Source organism: Pseudomonas sp. H26/SER47-MNA-CIBAN-0231, assembly GCF_040310465.1.
Lineage (GTDB): Bacteria > Pseudomonadota > Gammaproteobacteria > Pseudomonadales > Pseudomonadaceae > Aquipseudomonas > Aquipseudomonas atacamensis.
Window position 1 is genome coordinate 1 of sequence record NZ_JBEOPW010000028.1, and the last position, 24680, is coordinate 24680.

Here is a 24680-nt window from a genome sequence, read left to right on the forward strand (position 1 = left end):
GCAGCCCGTGACGCTCCGCGTCACTGGACGCGGAGCGTCCCTTGAGGCATTCCCACGCAGAGCGTGGGAACGATCAGGGCAAAGTCAGTTCCTGCACCGTTTACTTCAGTTCCGGCAGGCGCGCCTGGTTTTTTACTTCGGTCGTGGCAATCGCATCAGCCGGCAGCACCACGCGTTGTTTGCTCAGCAACTGGCCCATGTTCGCCAGCACGCGGTACATCGAGTATTCCTCGGTGTAGCGGATTTCGGTGTAGCGACGGTTGGCGTTGTACAGCTCGTTTTCGCTGTCGAGCAGGTCGAGCAAGGTGCGTTGGCCGAGGCCGAACTGGTCCTGATAAGCGGCGCGCACGCGTTTGGTGGTTTCGGCATATTCGCGAGCGGTCGGCGTCTGCTTCTTGGCGTTTTCCATGGCGTTCCAGGCCAGACGAATGTTCTCGTTGAGCTGACGCAGGGCGTTGTTGCGGATGTCCATCGCCTGGTTGATGTCGTGGGCATTCGCGGCCAGGCGTGCCTTGTCGCTGCCGCCACGGAACAGGTTGTAGTTCATCACCACACCGACACGCCATTCGTTGTCGTGGCCTTCATCACCCTGCACGTTGTTGTTTGCGCCGACTGCTGCTTCGGCATCGAAGCGCGGGTAGAACGGCGACTTGGCGACTTCGTACTGGCTCTCGGCGGACTGCACGTCAGCCTGGGCCGATTTCAGGTACGGGTTGTTGTCGACCATGCTCTGCTGCGCTTCACGCAGGTCCGGCGGCATCTCACCGCGAGTCGAGGCCGGGGTTTCCAGCTCATCGGGCATGCGTCCGACCACGCTGTAGAAATTCGATTCGGCGTCGGCCAGATCGACTTCGGCGGTGTCGAGGTTGTTCTGCGCCAGTGCACGACGGGCAACCGATTGATCGGAGTCGGCGGTGCTGCCGATGCCGCGCTCGGTGCGCAGGCCGATCTGATCGTTGACACGCAAGTGCGCCTGCAGGTTGTTCTTGGCCAGCGTCACCAGTTCACGCCGCTTGAGCACTTCGAGGTAGACCTCGATGGTGCGCAGGGCCAGATCCTGCGCGGTGCCTTGCGCGTAGTAGGCGCGCGAATTGGACACGCCCTTGGTGCGCTCGACCTCGTTGGCGGTGTTGAAGCCGTCGAAGATCATCTGCCGCAAGCGCAGCTCCGACTGGGTGTAGTTGAGGATTTCGGTATTGTGATTACCGAAGGCGCGAGTGTTGGTGTTGTCGCTGTAGCCGCGCCCGTAGGCAGCGTTCAGATCGACCGACGGATAAAACCCGCCCTTGGCCACTTTCACCTGTTCATCCGCTGACAAGCGGGCGTCCACGCGCGAAGCCAGCTCCGGGTGGGTGGCGATGGTGCTCTGAATCGCCTCGGTGAGGTTCATCGCCTGGGCTTGGGAAGTGCAAGCCATGGCCAGCAAAACCGCGCTGCAGAGGGGGGTTAAAACGCGCATGGGTGCATCTCCCTGGATCTCAATGTTGTGTTACCGTCGCCAAATATTTGACGTAAATTTAGGGTGTAAGCGTTTCACTCTTGTAACAACAGAGCTAAGAACATCCTAGAGCGTAGCTAAGAAAAAATTTTCATAAGGTTTATTCCAAAAAAAACTTATGCGGTTTTTCAAAAGCAGCACATTGTTCAGCTCGAAAGCCTTTGTTTTATGCGCTTTATGGAGCTCGAAAAGGCTTGAGGAAAGTTCCATTCACTTTGCGAGACACTGCGAAGTACTGCTGAAGGGGAGGGACGCGTAGCGGGGAATGAGCGACAGATTTTTGTCACTCGGGTGATTCACCACCGTTACGTAGCGCTAGTGGGTCGATGGATTGAACAGGGTTGGCAAGTGCTTGATAGCGCTGACAATTCACCTCAAACCGGGCCTGCGAAACGAACTGTCGAGGGTGCGAGCGTCGCCCCCGGCAACCCGATTGAGCCATGGGCTGCTTCGCGAACCAGTGCCGACGGTGGTCGGCAGCGGAGGATTTCACATGGCAGCGCTCATTGGTACGGTCACAAAAGTCATTGGTCAGGTGTTCGCCCAGGCGAGCGACGGCATCAAGCGTCCGCTGTTCGAAGGCGATCGTTTGTACGCTGGCGATCAACTGATCACCGGCGCGGAAGGCGCGGTGGCAGTGAAACTGCAAAACGGCGAGGAATTGACCCTCGGCCGGGGCAGCAGCATTACCATGAGCGGGCAATTGCTGGCCGACCAGGCTGTGCCGGTGAACGTCGACGAAGCGCAGACCCCGAGCCAGGCGCAACTGACCGATGTCGAGCAAATCCAGCAAGCCATCGCCGCCGGTGAAGACCCGAGCAAAGCCGCCGAAGCCACCGCTGCCGGCCCCAACGCGCCCACCGGCAATACCGGTGAACTGGGCGGCGGGCACAGTTTCGTTCTGCTCACCGAAGTCGGCGGCCGAGTCGATCCGATCATTGGTTTCCCCACCGCTGGCTTCAACGGTATTCCCGAATTTCCCGAGTATCGTCGCGACGCGGACACCGACAATGGCGACGACACGCCAGCGCCGGTCGTGGTGCCACCGCCACCGGTGAACAATCCGGTCATCCTCAACGGCCTCAATGGGGCGGATGGCGAACTCAACCTCAATGAAGCCAATCTGCCTGACGGTACAGCGGCCAATCCAGGCGCGTTGACGCAAAGTGGCAGCTTCACGGTCTCGGCAGCGGATGGTTTGAACAGCCTGAGCATCGGCGGCATCAACGTGATTGTTGGCGGCGTGCCGATCGGCTTTCCCCAGTCGATCACCACGCAACTGGGCAACACCCTGACCATCACCGGTTACAACGCGGCCACTGGCACGGTCAGCTACAGCTACACCCTCAACGGCAACGAGACTCATGCGGCCGGCGATGGCGTGAACAATCTCAGCGAACAGTTCACCGTGATCGCCACCGACAGCAATGGCGACAGCGCCACCGGCACCCTCGACGTGAACATCACCGACGACGTGCCCAAAGCGTTTGACGACGCCAACGGCATTGCCTCGGAAACCTTGCTGACCCTGACCGGAAACGTCCTCACCAACGACATCCAAGGCGCCGACCGCGTACCCACCGGACCGGTCACGCCGGGTACTTTCACCGGTACTTACGGCACCTTGGTTCTGAACGCCGACGGCACCTACACCTACACCCTGAATACCAGCGATGCCGATTTCAAAGCCTTGACCGGCGGTGGCAACGGCACAGAGACCTTCGCCTACACCATCACTGATTCCGACGGCGATACCAGCACTGCCAACCTCGTTCTGCAGATTCACAACAACGACGATCCAGTAATCATCGATGGCCTGAACGTCGCTGGCGGCGAGCTCACGGTTTACGAAAAAAACCTCAGCGACGGCAGCGCCCCGGACACTGGCGCGCTGACGCAAAACGGCACGTTCACCATCACCGCACTGGACGGCGTCACCACGCTGACCGTTGGCGGCATCGCCGTGGTGACCAATGGCGTCGCCGCAGGCTTCCCGCAATCGATCACCACGCCACTGGGCAGCACGCTGACGATTACCGGTTTCAACGCTGCAACCGGCGTGGTCAGTTACAGCTACACCCTGGCTGATAACGAAGCGCATCCGGACGCCAACGGCGCCAATAATCTGCCCGAGCAATTCGCCGTCACGGTAGTCGATGACAACGGCACGACGGCCACCGGCACCCTCGACGTGAACATCACCGACGACGTGCCCAAAGCGTTTGACGACGCCAACGGCATTGCCTCGGAAACCTTGCTGACCCTGACCGGAAACGTCCTCACCAACGACATCCAAGGCGCCGACCGCGTACCCACCGGACCGGTCACGCCGGGCACTTTCACCGGTACTTACGGCACATTGGTGCTGAACGCCGACGGCACATATACCTACACCCTGAATACCAGCGATGCCGATTTCAAAGCCTTGACCGGCGGTGGCAACGGCACAGAGACCTTCGCCTACACCATCACTGATTCCGACGGCGATTCCAGCACTGCCAATCTGGTTCTGCAGATTCACAACAACGACGATCCAGTAATCATCGATGGCCTGAACGTCGCTGGCGGCGAGCTCACGGTTTACGAAAAAAACCTCAGCGACGGCAGCGCCCCGGACGCCACCGGCCTGACACAAAACGGCACCTTCACCATCACCGCACTGGACGGCGTCACCACGCTGACCGTCGGCGGCATCGCCGTGGTGACCAATGGCGTCGCCGCAGGCTTCCCGCAATCGATCACCACACCACTGGGCAGCACGCTGACGATTACCGGTTTCAACGCTGCAACCGGCGTGGTCAGTTACAGCTACACCTTGGCTGATAACGAAGCGCATCCGAACGCCAACGGCGCGAACAATCTGCCTGAGCAGTTCGCGGTCACGGTGGTCGATGACAACGGCACCACCGCCACCGGTACCCTCGACGTGAACATCGTCGATGACCTGCCGAAAGCCAACGACGACAGCAACGGTACCGCCTCGGAAAGCCAACTGACCCTGACCGGCAACGTCCTGACCAACGACGTGCAAGGCGCCGACCGCGTCCCAACGGGTCCAGTCACGCCCGGCACTTTCACTGGCACGTTCGGAACTTTGGTTCTGAACGCCGACGGCACTTACACCTATACGCTCAATACCAGTGACGCCGATTTCAAAGCCTTGACCGGCGGCGGTAACGGCACAGAGACCTTCGCCTACACCATCACCGACGCCGACGGCGATACCAGCACTGCCAACCTCGTTCTGCAGATTCACAACAACGATGATCCGGTGCTGCTCAATGGCCTCGACGTCAACGGTGGCGAACTTACCGTCTACGAAAAAAACCTCAGCGACGGCACCAGCCCCAACACGCCCGCGCTGACCCAGAACGGCACTTTCACCGTCAGCGCTCTCGATGGTCTGCAGACCCTCACGGTTGGCGGCATCGCGGTGATCACCAACGGCGTGGCCGCAGGGTTTCCGCAATCAGTGATCACGCCGCTTGGCAGCACCTTGACCATCAGCGGTTATGATCCGGCGACCGGCGTGGTCAGCTACAGCTACACCCTGGCCGACAACGAAGCCCATCCAACCGCCAACGGCGCCAACAGCCTCACCGAGAACTTCGACGTGGTGGCGACTGACACCGATGGCAGCACCGCCAGCGGCCAGATCAACGTCAACATCGTTGATGATTTGCCGACCGCGCATGCGGACGCGGCTTCGGTGGCCGAGGGTGGCACCGTCAGCGGCAACGTACTCAACAACGATGTCGGCGGCGCGGATGGCCCGGCGATTACCGGCGCAGTGGTCGGCGTGCGTGCCGGTGCCGACACCTCGACTTCGGCCATCGGCGGACTCAATTCGCAGATCAACGGCACCTACGGCTACCTCACGCTTGATGCCAACGGCAACGCCGTTTATCACAGCAATCCGAACACGGTGAACGGCCCGGGCGCGGTGGATGTGTTCTCCTACACCGTGCGCGATGCCGACGGTGACGAAAGCACCACCACCATCACCATCGATGTCTACAACAGCTGCCTGAAAGCGGTCAGCGACACTGACGTCACCGTCTACGAAAAAGCCCTCGACCTGAACCAGGATGGCCAGGATCTGGCAGCGGGCAGTGTGGTCGGCAGCGATCCGAACAGCACTGGCGAAACCGCTTCCGGCACCCTGGTCGGCTCGGTCACCGGTGCGGTCGGCGCGATCAGTTATGCACTGGTCGGCAGCGCCACCGGCAATTACGGGCAGATCGTCCTCAATGCCAATGGCACTTACACCTACACCCTGACTTCGCCAGCGACCACTACGCCGCACGCTGACGACGGCGCCAACAGCCTGAGCGAAACCTTCACCTATCAGGCCACCGATTCTCTCGGCAACGTCGTCACCAGCACAATCGTCGTGAGCATCGTCGATGACGTGCCGAAAGCGCTGAATGACAGCAACGCGACCAACGCGACCGAAGACCAGTTGACCCTGACCGGCAACGTCCTCGACAACGACGTGCAGGGCGCCGACCGCGTCGCCAGCGGCCCGGTAACCGCCGGTACTTTCACTGGCACTTACGGCACGCTGGTGCTCAACGCCAACGGCACTTACACCTACACGCTGGACGCCAACGACGCCGACTTCAAAAACCTCCACGGCGGCGGCAACGGCACGGAAACCTTCGCCTACACCATCACCGACGCGGACGGCGACACCAGCACCGCCAACCTGGTGCTGAACATCCATAACAACGACGATCCGGTGTGCCTCGACGGCCTCAACGTGAAGGGCGGTGAAATCACCGTCTACGAGAAAAACCTCAGCGACGGCAGCAGCCCCGACACCTCGGCGCTGACCCAAAGCGGCAGCTTCACCGTCACTGCGCTTGATGGCCTGCAAACCCTGACGGTCGGCGGCATTGCGGTGATCAGCAATGGCGTCGCCGCCGGTTTGCCGCAATCGGTGGTCTCGCCATTGGGCAGTACGTTCACCATCACCGGTTACGACCCGGCCACCGGACTGGTCAGTTACAGCTACACGCTGGTCGACAACGAAGCCCATCCGAACGCCAACGGCGCCAACAGCCTCAGTGAGAGCTTCGACGTGCTCGCCACTGATACCGATGGCAGTACCGCCAGCGGTCAGATCAACGTCAACATCGTCGACGATCTGCCGACTGCCAACGCCGATACCGGCTCGGTGGCGGAGGGCGGCACGGTCAATGTCAGTGTGCTCGGCAATGACCTCAGCGGTGCCGACGGCGCCGCCACGGTGGTTGGCGTGCGCGCCGGCAGCAACACCGCGACGTCAGCCAGCGGCGGGCTCAACAGCAACATCAACGGCAACTACGGCTACCTGACCCTCGACGCGGCGGGCAACGCGGTTTACCACAGCAACCCGAACTCGGTGAGCCCGCCGGGCTCGACCGACACGTTCACCTACACCATCCGTGACAGCGATGGCGACGAAAGCACCACAACGCTGACCATCAACGTGGCCGACAGCAAACTGGTCGCCTCGGTGGATCAGGATGTCACGGTCTACGAAAAAGCCCTCGACCTGAACAAGGATGGCCAGGATCTCGCCCCCGGCACAGTCATCGGCAGCGAACCGGGCAACACCGGCGAAACCGCCAGCGGCACGCTGGTCGGTTCGGTCAGTGGCGGCAGCGGCGCGATCACTTACACCCTGGTCGGCAACGCCACCGGCAGCTACGGGCAACTGCAGCTCAACGCTGACGGCACCTACACCTACACGCTGACCTCGGCGCCGAAAACCGCGCCGAACGCCAACGACGGGCCGAACACCCTCAGCGAAACGTTCACCTACAAAGCCACCGATGCGCTGGGCAACAGCACCACCAGCACGCTTGTGGTGAACATCGTCGACGATGTGCCGAAAGCCGTTGCCTCGGATCGCTCAGTTACCGCAGTGGAGATCGATTCCAACATCCTCATCGTCCTCGACATCTCCGGCAGCATGGCCGATCCCTCTGGCGTGCCGGGCCTGTCGCGGCTGGCACTGGCCAAGCAGGCCATTGGTGCCTTGCTCGACAAGTACGATGATCTGGGCGATGTGAAAGTGCAGTTGGTGACGTTCAGCAGCAATGCCGCCGACCGCACCACCGTGTGGGTGGATGTCGCCACCGCCAAGACACTCCTCGCCGGCCTCAACGCCGGCGGCGGCACCAACTACGACGCCGCCGTGGCGGTGATGCAGACCGCGTTCAACACCTCCGGCAAACTCACCGGGGCGCAGAACGTCGGCTACTTCTTCTCCGACGGCAAGCCCAACGAGGGCGACATCGGCACGGCTGACGAAGCCGCGCTGAAAAACTTCCTCGACGCTAACAACATCAAGAACTACGCCATTGGTCTGGGCAGTGGCGTGAGCAACGCCAACCTCGATCCGCTGGCCTACGACGGCATCAACCACACCAATACCAATGCGGTGGTGGTCACCGATCTCAATCAGCTCAACTCGGTATTGTCCGGCACCGTGCAGGGCGCGCCGGTTACCGGTTCGCTGCTGGGCGAGGGCGGTTCGTTCGGTGCCGATGGCGGTTTCATCAAGTCGATCCTGGTCGACGGCACCACCTACACCTACGATCCGAAAGCCCTCAGTGGCCAGGGTTCGTTGACCGCGAGCGGCGGCGTCAACCACGGCACTTTCAATACCGCCAACAACACCGTCAGTATCGCCACCAACAACAGCGGCACGCTGGTGGTCAACCTCGATACCGGCGAATACAGCTACACCTCGCAGAAAACCACCGCCGTGGTGATCACCGAAAACATCGGCTTCACCGTCAGCGACAACGATGGCGATCTGGCCAGCTCCACCCTGACGGTGAAAGTGATTCCCAACGCGCCACCGGTGGCGATGGACGATCACGTCATCACCAACGTGCTCTCGGGCAACATCGTGGTGCCGGGTGAGCTGCTGCTGGCCAATGACAGCGATCCGAACGGCGACACCCTCAACGCTACGCCAACCAGTTTCAACACCGGTTGGGTCTCGAAAGCGGCGGACTTCACCGGTACCGGCCTGATCGGTTTCACTGGGCAGAACAATAATGCGGCCAACCAGAACCTGGCCAATGTGCGCAGCGCCTTCAGCGCCAATGCCGCGACCATGACCGCCGTGCTGGTGGTCAGCGGTTATCTGGGCATGGTGAGCAACAGCAATGCCAATGACGAAGATCGCATCACCGTCAATCTGCGTCAGGGCGAAACCCTCAACCTCGATCACAATCTGGGTGCCGGTAAGATCAGCATGGAGTATTCGCTCAACGGCGGTGCCTGGATGGCGCTGGCGGACGGCCAGACCCTCAGCGCCTCGGCGGACGGCGTCTACCAGATCCACGTCACCAACATTGGTAATGGTGGCGGCAACCCGAACGCCGCGGAAAACTACCAACTGACCATGACCCTCAACTATGCGGGGGCCCACGACATCACGCCGGACTACCACGGCACCTACACCGCCAACGATAACCACGGCGGCAGCGACACGGCCAACGTCAGCATCAGCTATCAGGACGGCCACACCCTGACCGGCACTGCTGGCGACGACGTGTTGGTAGCGGGCAGCGGCAACAACGTGATCAATGCCGGCGAAGGCAACGACGTGCTCAGCGCAGGCTCTGGCAACAACGAAATGCACGGCGACGGCGGTAACGATTTGCTCTACAGCGGCGCGGGCAACGATCTGCTCGATGGCGGCACTGGCAGCGACACCGCCAGCTACGCCCACGCCACGGCCGCCGTCACCGTCAATCTCGGCCTGCTCGGTGCGCAGAACACCCTCGGCGCCGGTACTGACACCTTGACCGGTATCGAAAACCTGATCGGCTCGAACTTCAACGACAGCCTCACCGGCGACGGCAACAACAACGTGATCAACGGCGGCCTCGGCAACGACTTCCTCAATGGCGGCGCTGGCGATGACTTGCTGATCGGTGGCATGGGCAACAATACGCTGACAGGCGGGGCAGGGGCTGACACCTTCCAATGGCTCAAGGGCAACAGCGGTCACGACCTGATCACCGACTTCACCCCCGGTACCGACAAGCTCGACCTGTCGCAACTGCTGCAAGGCGAAAACACCAGTACCGCGTCGCTGGACGACTATCTGCACTTCACCGTCAGCGGCAGCGGCGCCTCGGTGATGACCAGCATCGACGTCAGCGCCATGGCCGGCGGCACGCCGAACCAGACGATTGATCTGGCCGGCGTCAACCTCGCCAGCCACTACGGCGTGACACCAGGGGCGGGCGGCATGATTGCCAGCGGTCACGACACGGCGACGATCATCAGCGGCATGCTTAATGATCATTCGTTGAAGGTGGATACGGTGTAAGCGCCGTCTGAAACAAAAAAACCGCCGTCCAGCTCATAGGGACGGCGGTTTTTTCTGCCTGATGGTACTGCGTTGCTCACACGTCAGTCTTCGCGAGCAGGCTCGCTCCCACAGTGGAATGCATTTCAATGTGGGAGCGAGCCTGCTCGCAAAGGGGCCAGAGATGGCACCGGACAATCAGCCGGTGTTTGACACAAGCTCACGCCGACAGCCCAAATTATCCAGAATCCGATTCACCGCCAACTTCCCGAGCATGATCTGCTGCTCAGCAGCAATGGCACGGCACAGTTGTCAATAAGGTCTGAGGCACCATGCCCAATATCCGATGCTCAAGTCGTTACGGCAGAGATATCCGCCGCCTCGCCAAACGTAGTAACCCCCCTGATTGTGCCCACATGCAGCGCCGGTGCACATCCATGTTATCCAGCCAGAAGCTAGCGGCCAGTTATGGTCTTTGCCATAGACAGCGTACATGCTATTAAAATAATTGTTTAAAGGAACTGAACCATAAACACTGTTCATCCAATTTACTGCCTGGTAATGGTTCATTGCATACCCAGACACGGACAGCTGGTAGATATTCCGAACATCAACGTTGTATGAAAATGAGCTGAATCGGTCTTGCACCGTGATGTAGGTATTGCCGTTACGCATACCGGTGACTTTCCCGTTGCCGTCAACATGGGCCACGTTCGAATTACTGCTTCTGTAAGTGATCGGGGGAACGCCGGTAGACGGGACAGCAGCACGGATTTGAGTGTTACCTGGAAAGTCCGCACTGTGGGGCCATGCATAAACTCTCGGTCCATGCAGGGCCATGGCGCTATTGTTGACTTGCAGCGCTTTGCGTAGCGTGAACGAACGCAAAGGAGAGAGCAGACCTTCACCATAGAGCGCCCGAATCTGCACGATTGTCAGTACATCGACAACGAGCCCCTTCAGTAGCACTGAGAATTTGCCGTCCTTGTCTGTGGTCAACGTCTCCACCGGCTTGCCATCCACCAGCACTTCAACCTGCTGCTCTGTACTCGCAGTCCCTTCAACCGTGACATTGGGGTCAACCGTAAAGTCGCTATGCGGAATCTCCCGGTTCTGCGAGTCCTTAATCAGTGTGATGACCGGCTGCAGCTCAACCAGAGATTCGATCTGATAGGTCTGGTGGGGAAATTCCACTGGATTGCCGCGCAACCCCAGGCGCACGGAAAATATCAATGTCGCCGTACTGCCGCTTTTGAGATTTCTCAACACTTCCAGCGTCGGCGTTGACAGTTCCCGTATCAGCCCGGCGCTGGTGACGCTCGCCTCCGCGTTGATGATGACGTGGCGGACAGGGTTGTTTGTGCTGTCGATGCCGATCAGCACCAGCGTCATGCTCTGGCCCGGCCGTTGTCCGTGCCAGAGGTTGACCGCCAATTTGTCTGCGCTGGTCAGTTTTTTTACGTCCAGTATTGCGTTATCAATGCCAATGATTCGCGGTCGCGGAAACCTGGGATCCTGATCAGCGATCAGTTTGAAAGAAATCTCTGTTTCCGGAGATGATCCGATTTTCTTGCCGTCCTGATTCAGGTTGAATTTGAATCGCACGGTTTCACCGTGAAGCGCCACAATGAGGCGCCTGTCGAACGGAAAGCGGGCTTGTTTGGCCGAATCCAGATCTACCAGCGGGAAGCGATCAAATCCCAGAGGCAGTGGTGTGCATACCAGACGGGCTTTTTCGGTCGTGGCATCGAGATACTCCACGAGCATGCCCGGCAGCGCTGCCAAGGGATCAAGCGGATTAGTGAAAGGTGATACCAGTGAATGCGGCGTGAGGACAAGCTCCTTGGGATCGCCGATCTTCAACTGCGCGATATCGGAAAAGACTTCACTTTCGCCGGGATTGGTGATGGTGGCCTGCACGGCCAGTCTCGCGCTGGCGTAGGGCTTGATGTACTCGTTCTCGGCCTCGAAAACGATGGGCTTTGAAGGATCGGTTACCAGCTGTCCCCAAGTGAACTGTACCAACTTGCCATTGATGTCTGTGGTCTGCCAGTGCAGCTTGACCTCTGCCCCTTGTTTCAAGGGCCAGAAGCTGGCGACATTTATTAGTGCTTTGGCAGTATCGACCGCCAGTTCGCCTTCCACCAGTGGGGTGACCTCCGGCGCTCCCAGTGGCAACGATTTACCCGCAACGGTTACGTCAGCAGGTTTGGAGAGCTTGGGCTGACCTGCTCTGGTCAGGATATAGGTTGCCCGTAAACTTCCACCTATCACATTTTGAATGCGGAAATTTTCCACGGGAAAGTTCAGTGTCTTGCTGGCGACGGTCACCGTTAAAGAATAGGTATGAGTGACTGGCACGTTGTTTCGGGTGAATCCTTCCAGTGTCAGGTCGATCACATCGTTGATCGCAAAACTGCCCGTCAGGAGAATGTTCGTCGGGCCGCCTGCAAGCCAGTCATGGTGTAGAACGTCGTCGCCATCGGACTGCTCGAAAATCGGCGCGGCCAACAAAGTTATTCCGGGCTTGAACGGCAGAATGAGCGGTTCCGAAAAGCCACTGGAGTTCTCGACAACGTCATAGACGCTCCAGCGCACCACCAGACTGCTGGTTTTTGGCAATTCGCCGAGTTGTTCAGCTGTAAGCGTGAAAACGATGTCGGCCGAGGCGTCAGTCACGACGAAGTCCAGCCGAAGCGAACCAAATGTCAGCACGACCGTATCACCGATCTGCTGATTGAAGTAATGCTTGACCGTGACATCCATGCCTGCGTCGATGACGTTCTGATCGACGATGCTTTCCGATGCGAGCGGCAGCTTGAGGCCCTGATTGAGGGACTTTCCACCATCAGTGTCCGCCTCGCCGGGTGCGGGGTATTTGAACCAGAGCTGTGCGTGTGGCGATTCCGATGGGTTGCCGCTCGGTCTTGTGACTATCATCCAGCAATCCAGCCTGACGTCTGTAAACGGCAGGAATTTCTCCTCGAGGATTTCAGCTGAAATGTAAAAAAGTACGGTTTTAGGAATCTTTCCATCGGCCTCAAAATCCTCCTCCGTAAGGATGAAATCAATCACGGACAAAGGGTTAGTGACATCGGGTTTATCGATGAAGACTTTGATATGGTCACCAATGCCTTGAGACAGATACTCCGGGAGACGGAAGCCCAATCCGTTAATGTTCTGAGCAGCCATGGCGATGTTGATACCGTAGCTCTTGTCAGTTTGCAGCTTGTGCAGGAGTGGTTGCGGCGGATAGAGGGCCAGCACACCGATACCGGAACGCGGCGCAGGAGGGAATATCAGGTATTGTGAGCTGTTCATGAATGTTCGCCTTCCACACGGGGCGCTTACCTGGGCTGTCAGCGCCGATACGGAAGAATTAATCATGCGACGTTAAAGCGCGCACCTGTCAACTCTGACAGGTGCGGACGGATATCGGATGAACGGTTGTGCTGCCGACGGTGGGGCGATCAGCGTTTTTTCAAGGTCTTCTGCCGCAAAATATAAACCGTCACCAGCACCGCACTGGTCAGCATGAACCCACGCGCCCAAACCAGCGGCACCAGATAACACGAGAACAGAATGCTCGCCCACATCAGCCCGATCGCGTAGACCTTGCCCTTGAGCGGAATGCCGTTGCCATCGAGGTAATCGCGGATCCATGGCCCGAGCCGTGGATGCTCGACCAGCCATTGATAGAAACGCGGAGAACTGCGCGCGAAGCAGGCTGCGGCGAGCAGAAGGAAAGGGGTGGTGGGCAGGACGGGCAGGAAAATCCCGATCACACCCAATGCCACGCTGAGCCAGCCGATGGCCAGCAGGAAGTAGCGCAACATCAGGGGTCGGTTGCCTATGGGGTTGTCCATAGGCCGGTTCTTAGTGATGACGAGGCTTGAGGATCGCCGGTTTTTCGTCGGGGGCCTGGCACAGCAGATACAGCGCGGTCAGGGCTTCCGGGATCTGAACGATCATGTCGTCCATCAGGTTGGCGTCCTTGGCGATGTCTTCGAACTCAGGCTGCTCGTCGAACAGGCCGGAACCGACCATGATCGGCAGGAGCATTTCGCTGACTTCTTCTTCGGCGGTTTCGAACCAGGCCGCTTCGCACAGGAACACGCCTTCCATGAAACCGATGCACCAGCCGCGCAGTTCGGAGTCGTCCGGCTCTTCGCCCAGATCCAGTTCGCACGGCAATTCGAATTCTTCATCCGAGGCCAGTTGGCGAGCGATGTGCGCCTTGAGGCCGATCAGCGTGGCTTCGATTTCGGCACGCTGGGCTTCGTCGGTGTAATGCGGCTCTTCGGCGAACAGCGCGTCGATCCACTCGCGCTCCGGAACGTCTTCGGAGCAGATCGACAGCGCGGTCAGGTAACCGTGGGCGGCGACGTAATCCAGCGCCTCGTCGTGCAGCTCGTCGGCGTCGAGGAAGACTTGCAGGCGGGTCAGTTGCTCAGCGAAGGACATTACGGGGCTACCTTGGGGAATAAACAATGCGGGAATTCTAGGCCTTCTTGCGCGCTCTAGCCAGCCGCTTGGCAGATTTGCCCGAATTACCGGCCTTACTGGAAAGATGAATAACCCTGTGGGAGCGAGCCTGCTCGCGAAGGCGGTGGATCAGGCACTTTTACATCGACTGACAGGCCGCTTTCGCGAGCAGGCTCGCTCCCACAGGGTTTTGTATGTGGCAGGTTTATCAGGTGTCTTCTCAGCGGCACCCTCTGCGGCGAAGGCCTCGGGTATACTGCCGCGTTTTGCGATCCCTGCCGGCGCTGCGCTGGTCATGCAATGTGTTCTTACGTTTTGTTTAAGCAGCCGAAGCTGCTCTGAACCAGCCTGAGCAGGGATGTATCGGTAGATTTTTGGAGTTTTTATGCTCGAACAGGCTCAACGCGTCCTCAAGGACATCTTCGGCTACGACAGTTTCCGTGGCCGTCAGGGTGCGATCATTGAGCGCGTGGCCAGCGGCGGTGATGCGCTGGTGCTGATGCCTACCGGTGGCGGCAAGTCGTTGTGCTTCCAGGTGCCGGCGCTGTTGCGTGAAGGTCTGGCGGTGGTCGTGTCGCCGTTGATCGCGCTGATGGACGATCAGGTCGCCACCCTCGAAGAACTGGGCGTGGCCGCCGCTGCGCTGAACTCCACGCTGAGTGCCGAGCAGCAGCGCGATCTCGCTCTGCGGATCAAACGCGGTGAAGTGAAAATGCTCTATCTGGCGCCCGAGCGCTTGGTGCAGCCGCGCATGCTGGCATTCCTGCAAAGCCTGGAAATCGCCTTGTTCGCCATCGACGAAGCGCATTGCGTATCGCAATGGGGCCACGATTTCCGCCGCGAATACCTGCAACTGGGTCAATTGGCAGAGCTGTTCCCCAACGTTCCGCGCATTGCCCTCACCGCGACCGCCGACAAGCGCACCCGCGAAGAAATTGTCGATCGCCTGCACCTGCAGAACGCCGAGCGCTTCCTGTCGAGCTTCGACCGCCCAAACATCTTCTATCGCATCGTGCCCAAGGAACAGCCGCGCAAACAGTTGCTGGCGTTCCTCGCCGAGCGGCGCAGCGATGCCGGCATCGTTTATTGCCTGTCGCGCAAGAAGGTCGAAGAAGTTGCGGCGTTTCTCAGCGAGCAGGGCTTCCCGGCGCTGCCGTATCACGCCGGTCTGCCCAACGATCTGCGCGCCTATCACCAGAAGCGCTTCCTCAATGAGGAAGGCCTGATCATGGTCGCCACCGTGGCGTTCGGCATGGGCATCGACAAGCCCAACGTACGCTTTGTCGCGCACCTCGATCTGCCGAAATCCCTTGAGGCGTATTACCAGGAAACCGGTCGCGGCGGCCGTGACGGTCTGCCGGCGGATGCGTGGATGGCCTACGGTCTGCAAGACGTGGTGATGCTCAAGCAGATGCTGCAGAACTCCGAAGGCGACGAGCGCCACAAGCGTCTGGAGCAGCACAAGCTCGACGCCATGCTCTCGCTGTGCGAAGAAACCCGCTGCCGCCGGCAGGCGTTACTGGCCTATTTCGACGAAGACATGCCCGAACCGTGCGGGCATTGCGACAACTGTGTCGACGGCGTGCAGACCTGGGACGCCACCGAGCCTGCACGTCAGGCCTTGTCGGCGATTTTCCGCACCGGCCAGCGCTATGGCGTCGGTCATCTGGTCGACGTGTTGCTGGGCAAGGACAACGAAAAGGTGCGCAGCTTCGGCCATCAGCATTTGTCGGTGTTCGGCGTTGGCAAGGCGTTGAGCGAGAGCGAGTGGCGCTCGCTGTTCCGCCAACTGGTGGCGCGTGGGTTGGCCGATGTCGACCACGAGGGTTATGGCGGTCTGCGCTTGAATGACAGTTGCCGGCCTTTGCTCAAAGGCGAAGTGAAACTGGAACTGCGCCGCGACCTGAAACCGCAAGTCACCGCCAAAACCGGCAGCAAGAGCCAGGCCAGCCAACTGGTGCGCGGCGAAGAACGCGAACAGTGGGAAGCCTTGCGCGCACTACGGCGCAAGCTCGCCGAAGAACACGGCGTGCCGCCATATGTCATCTTCCCCGACTCGACGCTATTGGAAATGCTCCGCAGCCAGCCGACTTCGCTGGCGGAAATGGCCCGGGTCAGCGGCGTCGGCGCACGCAAACTGGAGCGCTATGGCGAAGCCTTCCTCGAAGTGCTCGGCGGCGAGGCGGAGGCGCCGAAGGTGGTCGCCGATGTCCGTCACGAGCTGATCACCCTGGCCCGCGCCGGCATGACCCCGCTGCAGATCGCCGGGCAGTTGCAGTGCTCGGAGAAGAACGTCTACGCCATGCTCGCCGAAGCCATCGGCAAGCAGCAGTTGTCGCTGGAGCAGGCGCTGGATTTGCCAGAAGAGCTGATGGGCGAAGTGCAGGACGCGTTCCTCGACGGGGAGGGCGAGTTGCCGTCCGTCGCTGAAGTGGCTGAGCTGTTTGCCGGGCGAGTACCGGAAGGCGTGCTGTATTGCGTGCGGGCGGCTTTGCAGTCTGAATTCGAGATGTGAAACGACGTATGCGCCAAGCCCCGTGCAGTTGTAACGATTCAGTACAGAGCGACTCTTGCCTATAACTGCCGCCCATGCTTAGCTGACTAATAATTAGATTTTCCGTATTTTCAGTCTAACCGTGAGTGTTTTATGCCGTTAACCGATCAACATCGCTTTGGTATGCAACTGGCCCAGATGTCCCGTGGCTGGCGTGCCGAACTGGATCGTCGCCTCGCCGGGCTGGGCCTGTCGCAGGCGCGCTGGCTGGTGCTGCTGCATCTGGCGCGTTTTGAAGAGGCACCGACCCAACGCGAACTGGCGCAGAGTGTCGGCGTCGAAGGCCCGACCCTGGCGCGCTTGCTCGATAGTCTGGAAAACCAGGGACTGGTGCAACGCCAGTCAGTGATGGAAGACCGTCGGGCGAAAAAAATCGTGCTCTGCGCACCTGCGCTGCCCCTGATCGAACAGATCGAAACCATTGCCACGCAGCTGCGCCACGAATTGTTCGAGGGCGTCGATGAGGCGGATTTGAAGGTGTGCATGCGCGTACACGGGCACATTCTGGCCAACCTGGAAAAATCTTGAGGCACATCCCGCCAGTGATTTTTTGAGAGATCGCGCTGAGCCGACTATAAGAACTACTGGGCAATATCGTGTTCGTACCGGATGTGCGAACGCATACAAACCGGTTTTGCTTATTTAAGGGATGCTCATGCTCGCAAGTCGGCACGTGCTGCGCGGGGGCGCCAAATGGCTGCTGCTCGCTGGCGTTTTCAGCCATTCGACCTGGTCGATGGCGTTGGGGTTGGGCGAAATCACTGTTCACTCAGCCCTCAATCAGCCGTTCAAGGCCGACATCGCGCTGGTCGATGTCGGCACGTTGACGCAAAATGATCTCTCGGCCAGCCTGGCTTCGGCAGATGAATTCGGCCGGGCGGGCGTCGAGCGGGTGTTCTTTCTCAATGACCTCAAGTTTACCCCGATCCTGCGCGGCAGCCGCCAGATGATCCGGGTGACGTCCGGCAAACCGGTCAACGAACCTTTCCTGAATTTTCTCGTGCAGCTCGATCAGCCCAACGGCCGTCTGCTGCGCGAGTACACGGTGCTGATCGACCCGCCGGGTTCGCCGGGCATCGTGCCCGCCACCGACGAGCCGGATCCGCGCCCGCAATCCTCCGAATTTCCAACCGTCGAACCGGTTACCGCACCGCCTCAGGCTGCCCAGGGCAAACGCACTGCGGCGCCTGTGCCGCCAACGCCGGCGGCACCTGCCAACGATGCGCAGGCCGAGCAACTGGCCGCCAGCGTGCTGCTCACCCAGCAACTGCAAAAGACCCTCGACGAACAGAACCTCAGGCTGCAAGAGCAGCAAGTGCAAATAGCCGACGGAAAGAAGCAGATCGAGGAGTTGCAAACCCGCTTGGCCGAAGTGCAGAAAGCGCCGCCACCACCTGTGGTCGCGCCGGCTCCGGCCGCTGTTTCAGCCCCGGTCGAGGCGGCAGACGATGGCGTGAACTGGCCGCTGCTCGGCGGACTGATATTGCTGCTGGGCGTGCTGGCAGCGTTGCTCATACGCCGCCGTCAGCAACGTTCCACAGCAGATGGCACGCCGATGCCGCTATTGCCTGTGAGCGCCGAAGACAACGTTGATGAGCCTGAACTTCAACAATCTGTCGGTGCGCACGCGGCCGCCGATCATCGCGACGAACCCGGTGCCGGCGACGTGCTGGAGGCTGTGGGCATCTATCTGGCCTACGGCCGGCTCAGCGAAGCGGCCGGGCTGCTGCGCGATGCCTTGCACAAGGAGCCTGAACGCATTGATCTCGGTCTGCAGTTGCTGGAGGTTCTTGGGCGCCAGGGTGACAGCGCCGCTTTTGAGCAGCAGGAAAACCGCCTGCGTGCGCTTGGCGTCGATGACCGCGAACTGATTGAAATCCGCGCTCGCCATGCAAAACTGGCAGGCGCCGCACCGGCGGTATTTGCGGCAACGCCAATACCGCCCGAACTGCCCGTGGCCTTGGCAGCGACCGCAGCCGCGCCGCTCGCATCGTCGCCCGGCGCTCTCGAGGATGATTTCGAATTGAATCTGGGCGAGCTGTCGATGGATTCAAATTGGGATCTGAACGACAGCCGCACCGATTCCGCCGCACCGCCAATCGATGATCCAGAGCTGGGCACTAGCTTGTCAGTGCTGCCTGTCGATTTTGACCTGCCACAGGCTGCATCTGCTGAAGAAGCCGAACTTGAATGGATACCCGAACCCGACGCCCAGCCGCTCGACGATGACTTTCTCAACGAGTTCGGCGATCCCGAGCCGTCGCTGGTGCTGGAACCTCTGGATCTGCAATTACCCGAGTCCACCGAGACCGACACCGAGGCCGCCGGCAAGCTCGAACAGGCACAAACCTGCATCGACGATGGCGACATCGACAGCGCGATCGCGCTGCTCAATGAATTGCTCAGGGAAGGGGATGAGCCGTTGAAGCAGACGGCAAGGACGTTGTTGGCGGGGATTCGCTGAGCGCCAATGGATTTCGGGTTCACCCGAGACCGCCTTCGCGAGCAGGCTCGCTCCCACAGGATAGAGCGCATTCCATTGTGGGGGCGAGCCTGCTCGCGAAGGCGTCAGAACGTCTGCCCCAGATTCAGATAAACCGCCTGCTCATCCGCATCATTCAACCCATACGTGAAGTTCAACGGCCCCAGCGGCGTGTCGAAGCCGATAAACACACTCGCGGCATTGATGTAGCCGCTGTCGAATTCATTGTCGTTGTTCCACGCCCGACCGCGTTCCAGCGAGGCCCCGGCGTACAGCGGGAAGTCCAGCGGCAGGTACGAGCGCGGCGTCAGGCGGCGGTAGTACACCGCGCGCATCAGGCTGACGTTCTGCCCGGACAGCGCATCCTCACGGAACCCCGACAACTGCCGCGCGCCGCCGAGCAGGAAGCTTGAGGTCACCACATTAGCGTCGTCCAGGGTGCGCCCGTAGCGCCCGCCGAGAATCAGCGTGTCGGGGCCATGGCTCATGGCCTTGTCGAAATTCAGTTCCCACTGGCGATAGCGATTGTCTGAACCCAGGCCCGGTTCGAACTGGGCGAAGGTCAGACTGACATCCTTGCCCTCGTGCGGAAAGTAGACGTTGTCCAGCGAGTCGTAGGAATACTTCACGGTATAGAAGCCTTCGTTGAAGCTCTCGCTCGGCAGATCCTGATCACCGATGCGCACGTCAGCCTTGCCCCAGGCCTGGCCGACGCCGAGTCGCACTTCACCGTTGTTGCCGATCTGCCGCCCAAGGTTGAGGCCGAAGCCGTAGCGCTCGACCCGATACTGGGCGATCGGATCGTTATCCAGCACCGAGTCAACGTTCTGCGCCTCGAACGAGGCGTAGGGCGCGACGAAGTAACGCGAGCCAACGTCCAGCGGCTGATAGAACTCGCTGTACAGCTCCTGCTTGTCGCCGATCTGCGCGCGGGTCAGCCATTCCGCGCCGAGGCGGTTAATGCCGTTGACGCGGTAACTGGCGCCGAGGTTGAAAGCACTGTCGCCGCGCATGTCGTCCGACAGATTGAGGCCGACCCGCAAATAATCGGTGCCGCTGCGTTTGCCGCTGGCGCTGATGACCAGGGTGTGATCCTGGCCTTTGTGCACCACGCGGTAACGCACTTGATCGAAGTAATCGAGGCCGTACAGCGTGCCCATGTCCGAATGCAGGCGGCCCAGGTCCAGCGGCGCGCCGATCGGTTGGCGGATGTAATAGCGAATTACGTCATCGTCAACTTTCGAGTCATTTTCGACGCGGATCGCGGTAATGATCGGCGTGCGCTGCCCCGGCTGGCGCGCGGCGTTCAGTTCCGCGTCCTGGGTTTCCGTCGGCTTGAGTTGCGCCAGCCGCGCATCGAGGATCCGCGTGGCGCGATAACCGGCGTCGATCATCTCTTGAGCCTTGCCGAAATCGGTCACGCCGAACGCGGCCAGCGCAGGCTGGATCAACACGTCATTGGCATGCAGAGTCGCCAGTTGTTCTTCGGAGTTGCGCCGGGTCATCAGGGTGATCGACTGATTGAGCACATCGACCACCGTGGTCAGTTGCTTGCGATTGCGCAGAGGTGTGCCGATATCGACCACGATGGCGACGTCGACGCCCATCTCCCGCGCGACATCCAGCGGGATGTTGTCGGTCATGCCGCCGTCCACCAGCAAGCGCCCATCGAGCTCGACCGGGGCGAACACCGCCGGGATCGACATGCTCGCGCGGATCACTTGCGGCAGGTGGCCTTTGCGAAACACCACTTTTTCGCCATTGGCGATATCGGTGGTCACGGCGCGAAACGGGATCGGCAGTTTGTCGAAGTCGCGGGTGTCGCTGGTGTGCGCCAACAGGCTTTCCAGCAACAGTGCGAGGTTCTGGCCCTGAATCACCCCCAATGGCAGGCCGAGGCTGCCGTCGTCGCGGAAGCTGAGTTTCTGCTTCACCAGAAAGTCGCGGTCGTCCTGCTTGCGTCGAAATGGCACGTCCTCACGCGGCGGCGCGTCGGACAGCGCCGCTTGCCAGTCGATGCTCAGGGCGAGCTTTTCCAGTTCATCGATCTTGTAGCCCGAGGCGTACAGGCCGCCGACCACGGCGCCCATGCTGGTGCCGGCAATCGCGTCGATCCTGATGCCTTGTTCTTCCAGCGCCTTGAGCACGCCGATGTGCGCCAGCCCGCGCGCAGCGCCGCCGGACAGCACCAGGCCGACTTTCGGTCGTGGCGCCTCACTGGCGAGAACCAGCAGGGGAAGGAAACCAAGCAGCAGGCAGAACAGCAAACGGCGCATTGTGAGTCTCGGGGCAAGCGGTAAAGCCGGCTATTATAGCGGCGCCCTCTGTCTCAGGAGTTTCAGCGATCATGACCGTCGCCAAAGCCGAAGTTGTCATCACTTATTGCACTCAATGCCAGTGGCTGCTGCGCGCGGCGTGGCTGGCTCAGGAACTGCTCAGCACCTTCGCTGATGACTTGGGAAAGGTGTCATTGGTACCGGGCACCGGCGGGGTGTTTTACATCACTTGTGCGGGTGTGCAGATCTGGGAGCGCAAGGCCGACGGTGGTTTTCCCGAGGCCAAGGTATTGAAACAGCGAGTGCGCGATCAGATCGATCCTGACCGCGACCTCGGCCACAACGACCGCACTCAGTGAGAGGCGGCCTCGGCGGCGACGGTTGTCTTGTCACTGCCGCCTGACATCCGCGCCGACACCACAATCGCGACGATGATCAACGCGCCACCGATGAGCATCCGCAGGGTCGGGGTTTCACTGAACAGCAGCCAGGCGAGGGTGATGCCGTAGACTGGCTCCATGGCGAACACCACTGCCGCCGTGCGCGCCTTGATCACCGCCAGACTGGCGACGAACAGGCTGTGCGCCACGCCCGTGCAGAACACTCCGAGCAGGGCGATCCACAACCAGTCCAGCGCTCGAACCTGACTCAAATGCGGCGCCGCGACCGGCAACAGACACAATGCCACGACGACGTTCTGGCACAACGCCGCCTGCACCGCCGGGATGCGCCCGGAACTGGCGCGGTTGGTCAGCGACAGCAGGGAAAACAGCAGGCCGGACAACACTGCCCATAGCAAGCCGACGGTCGCGCCACTGCCCAGATCGAATGCGGGCGTCACCAGCACCAGACCGATGCTGACCAATACCACCAGGACGATTTCATTGGGGCGGATGCGTTCGCGGAAGATCAATCCTTCGAGAATCACCGTGAACGCCGGAAAACTGGCAAAGCCCAAGGTGGCGATGGCCACCCCGGCGATCTTCACCGATACGAAAAAACTCACCCAGTGCCCAGCCAGCAACACGCCGCTGAGGGCGAGGCGCCGCCAGTCCACGGCCTGAAGTTTCTGCCAACCATGCTGGCTGAAGAAACGGGCGAAAAATGCCAGGGCGAGCACGGCAAAAGCCGCACGTCCAAAGACGATCACAGCAGGGGATGCGGCAGCGAGTTTGCCGAACACACCGGTCAGGCCAAACATCAAAGCGCCAATATGCAGAGCGCCGAGGGCGGTACGCGGAGTCATTGCATTCCTTTTTTCAGGTTCAACTTCATGGGGCCATTGAACCGTGTCTCGGCCTGCAAGTCTGTCGGCAGGCTATCGTCTTTTGTCGCAGGAATCGCGCCGAAGATGTCCGGGCGACGAGCCGAACTCACGTAGGACTGCGGCCGAGAACGCACTCTGCGAGCTGTAACCGACGCGACTGGCTACTTCACCAATCGGTAACGCAGTGTCGCGCAGCAGTTGCACCGCGAGATGCAGGCGTCGACTGCGGATGTAATCCATCGGCGTCTGTCCGCATTCGGCCATGAACCGTGCGTGCAGGCGCGCACTGGACAACCCGGCCACGCGCGCCAGGTCAGCGACTTGCAGCGGATAGCCGGCGTATTGCTCGATGTGCGCATCCAGCGCGGCGTAGGGCAGGCGACGCGCGCGGAGTTCGGCAGGTTGCGCGTGATTGAGACTGGCCAGCAGCAACACCGCGCCTTGCTGCGCGATCAACGGATCGCTGACCGGACTGTTCGCCAGCCAGCTGACCAATTGGCTCTGCCCCGAGTCCAGCGACAGCCGCCCCGGATGATCGAGCAAGCGGCGACTGGCCTCGGCATGCGCGCCCAGCGAGTCCTGCACCCATTGCCCTTCAGGGATGTCGAGCACCAGGCAGCTGCTGCCTTGGGGACTGTCGCAGGCATGATGAGCGCCGGACGGAACCACCACAACACTCTGCTGACGCACTTGGCTGCCACAGCCCTCGACCTCGAAATCCAGCGCACCGGACAGCCCGAACACCAACTGCGGGTGCTCGTGGCTGTGCACAATGAGGTCGCGGGTGTACTGGCGCAGGGTGAGGATCGGTCGCATGGCAGGTTGTCTCCGAAGTGGCCCTCAGTCTACACCGCCGTACGCCGGATGCGCTGTCACACGACTGACTCACGCTTGTCACGGTCGATTAACCGGGCGCGCGCAAGCTGGCGAAAACATCGCAGAGGGTTGCCCATGACCAGCGCCGAGCTCGCCCGACCCAGCCGCAAACAACGGGTGCGAACCCTGTGGATCTCCGATGTGCACCTGGGCACCCGGGATTGCCAGGCCGAGCACTTGTCGCAATTTCTCAAGGGCTACCACGCCGACAAGGTTTATTTGGTCGGTGACATCATCGACGGCTGGAAACTGCGCAGCGGCATGTACTGGCCGCAAGCGCACACCAACGTCATCCGCCGTCTGCTGACCATGAGCAAGCGCGGCACCGAGGTCATCTACGTCACCGGCAACCATGACGAATTCCTGCGGCGCTATTCGAAGCTGATTCTGGGCAATATCCAGTTGGTCGACGAAGCGGTGCATGTCACCGCCGATGGCCGGCATTTGCTGGTGATTCACGGCGATCAGTTCGATGTGATTACTCGCTATCACCGCTGGCTGGCGTTTCTCGGCGACTCCGCCTACGAATTCACCCTGACCCTCAACCGCTGGCTCAATCACTGGCGTGCCCGTTATGGCTACGGTTACTGGTCGCTGTCGGCGTACCTGAAGCACAAGGTCAAGACAGCGGTGAGTTTCATCAGCGACTTTGAAGAAGCCATCGCCCACGAATGCGTGAAGCGCGAACTGCATGGCGTGGTTTGCGGGCATATTCACCATGCCGAGATTCGCAAGGTGGGGGAGGTGGACTACCTCAATTGCGGCGATTGGGTCGAATCGTGCACCGCGTTGATCGAGCATTGGGACGGCACGATCGAGTTGTATCGATTGGCGGATGCCCAGGCGCGGGAGGCGGAGTTGAAAGCTGCCAAAGTTGCTGAGATCGCTTAGTTCTCAGGTGTTTGAAGGGGCCTCATCGCTG

13 protein-coding genes are annotated in these 24680 nt (G+C 60.4%); 6 read left to right on the forward strand and 7 right to left on the reverse strand.

From position 1 onward, the window contains the following. Window positions 1-100: 100 nt before the first annotated feature. Window positions 101-1459 carry a TolC family outer membrane protein gene (locus AAEZ10_RS26095; RefSeq protein WP_016771146.1) on the reverse strand — a complete coding sequence of 453 codons (1359 nt, stop codon included), beginning with the start codon at window positions 1457-1459 and terminating at the stop codon, window positions 101-103. 532 nt (window positions 1460-1991) lie between these two features. Between AAEZ10_RS26095 and AAEZ10_RS26100 the strand changes: the two genes are divergently transcribed. Beyond that, window positions 1992-9839, forward strand: a complete 7848-nt coding sequence (locus AAEZ10_RS26100) for a retention module-containing protein (protein WP_350571602.1) — start codon at window positions 1992-1994, stop codon at window positions 9837-9839. Window positions 9840-10130: 291 nt separating this feature from the next. Here the strand turns inward: AAEZ10_RS26100 and AAEZ10_RS26105 are convergent, their stop codons facing one another. The 3 genes from AAEZ10_RS26105 to AAEZ10_RS26115 all read right to left on the reverse strand — a co-directional run bounded on the left by AAEZ10_RS26105 (window position 10131) and on the right by AAEZ10_RS26115 (window position 14282). Further along, window positions 10131-13139, reverse strand: coding sequence for an Ig-like domain-containing protein (locus AAEZ10_RS26105; protein ID WP_350571604.1), 3009 nt, complete (start codon window positions 13137-13139; stop codon window positions 10131-10133). A 149-nt stretch (window positions 13140-13288) separates the two neighbouring features. Beyond that, a complete protein-coding gene (locus AAEZ10_RS26110; RefSeq protein WP_323168283.1) occupies window positions 13289-13684 on the reverse strand; it encodes a YbaN family protein in 396 nt (131 codons plus the stop codon). Window positions 13685-13694: 10 nt separating this feature from the next. After that, window positions 13695-14282, reverse strand: a complete 588-nt coding sequence (locus AAEZ10_RS26115; RefSeq protein ID WP_071171393.1) for a UPF0149 family protein — start codon at window positions 14280-14282, stop codon at window positions 13695-13697. A 406-nt stretch (window positions 14283-14688) separates the two neighbouring features. Between AAEZ10_RS26115 and recQ the strand changes: the two genes are divergently transcribed. The 3 genes from recQ to AAEZ10_RS26130 all read left to right on the forward strand — a co-directional run bounded on the left by recQ (window position 14689) and on the right by AAEZ10_RS26130 (window position 19321). After that, window positions 14689-16818, forward strand: coding sequence for a DNA helicase RecQ (gene recQ, locus AAEZ10_RS26120; RefSeq protein WP_024012058.1), 2130 nt, complete (start codon window positions 14689-14691; stop codon window positions 16816-16818). A 132-nt stretch (window positions 16819-16950) separates the two neighbouring features. After that, window positions 16951-17385 carry a MarR family transcriptional regulator gene (locus tag AAEZ10_RS26125; RefSeq protein WP_016771142.1) on the forward strand — a complete coding sequence of 145 codons (435 nt, stop codon included), beginning with the start codon at window positions 16951-16953 and terminating at the stop codon, window positions 17383-17385. A 127-nt stretch (window positions 17386-17512) separates the two neighbouring features. Beyond that, window positions 17513-19321 (forward strand): motility hub landmark protein FimV, encoded by a 1809-nt coding sequence (locus AAEZ10_RS26130; protein WP_350571608.1) that lies wholly within the window; start codon window positions 17513-17515, stop codon window positions 19319-19321. Window positions 19322-19425: 104 nt separating this feature from the next. Here the strand turns inward: AAEZ10_RS26130 and AAEZ10_RS26135 are convergent, their stop codons facing one another. Continuing rightward, window positions 19426-21615 carry a patatin-like phospholipase family protein gene (locus tag AAEZ10_RS26135; RefSeq protein ID WP_350571610.1) on the reverse strand — a complete coding sequence of 730 codons (2190 nt, stop codon included), beginning with the start codon at window positions 21613-21615 and terminating at the stop codon, window positions 19426-19428. A gap of 71 nt (window positions 21616-21686) precedes the next feature. On the opposite strand from AAEZ10_RS26135, the gene AAEZ10_RS26140 reads away from it, so the two are divergent. Continuing rightward, complete coding sequence (locus AAEZ10_RS26140) at window positions 21687-21974, forward strand: Rdx family protein (RefSeq protein WP_056783713.1); 288 nt, start codon at window positions 21687-21689, stop codon at window positions 21972-21974. Here the strand turns inward: AAEZ10_RS26140 and AAEZ10_RS26145 are convergent. Beyond that, a complete protein-coding gene (locus AAEZ10_RS26145; protein WP_350571612.1) occupies window positions 21968-22861 on the reverse strand; it encodes a DMT family transporter in 894 nt (297 codons plus the stop codon). The two genes, AAEZ10_RS26140 and AAEZ10_RS26145, sit on opposite strands and share 7 nt — an antisense overlap. Before the next feature lie 72 nt (window positions 22862-22933). Continuing rightward, a complete protein-coding gene (locus tag AAEZ10_RS26150; RefSeq protein WP_130929586.1) occupies window positions 22934-23698 on the reverse strand; it encodes an AraC family transcriptional regulator in 765 nt (254 codons plus the stop codon). Between the two features lie 135 nt (window positions 23699-23833). Here AAEZ10_RS26150 and AAEZ10_RS26155 point away from each other — a divergent pair, with 135 nt between their 5' ends. Then, on the forward strand, window positions 23834-24649 hold the full coding sequence (locus AAEZ10_RS26155) for a UDP-2,3-diacylglucosamine diphosphatase (protein WP_024012063.1): 816 nt from the start codon (window positions 23834-23836) through the stop codon (window positions 24647-24649). Window positions 24650-24680: the final 31 nt, after the last annotated feature.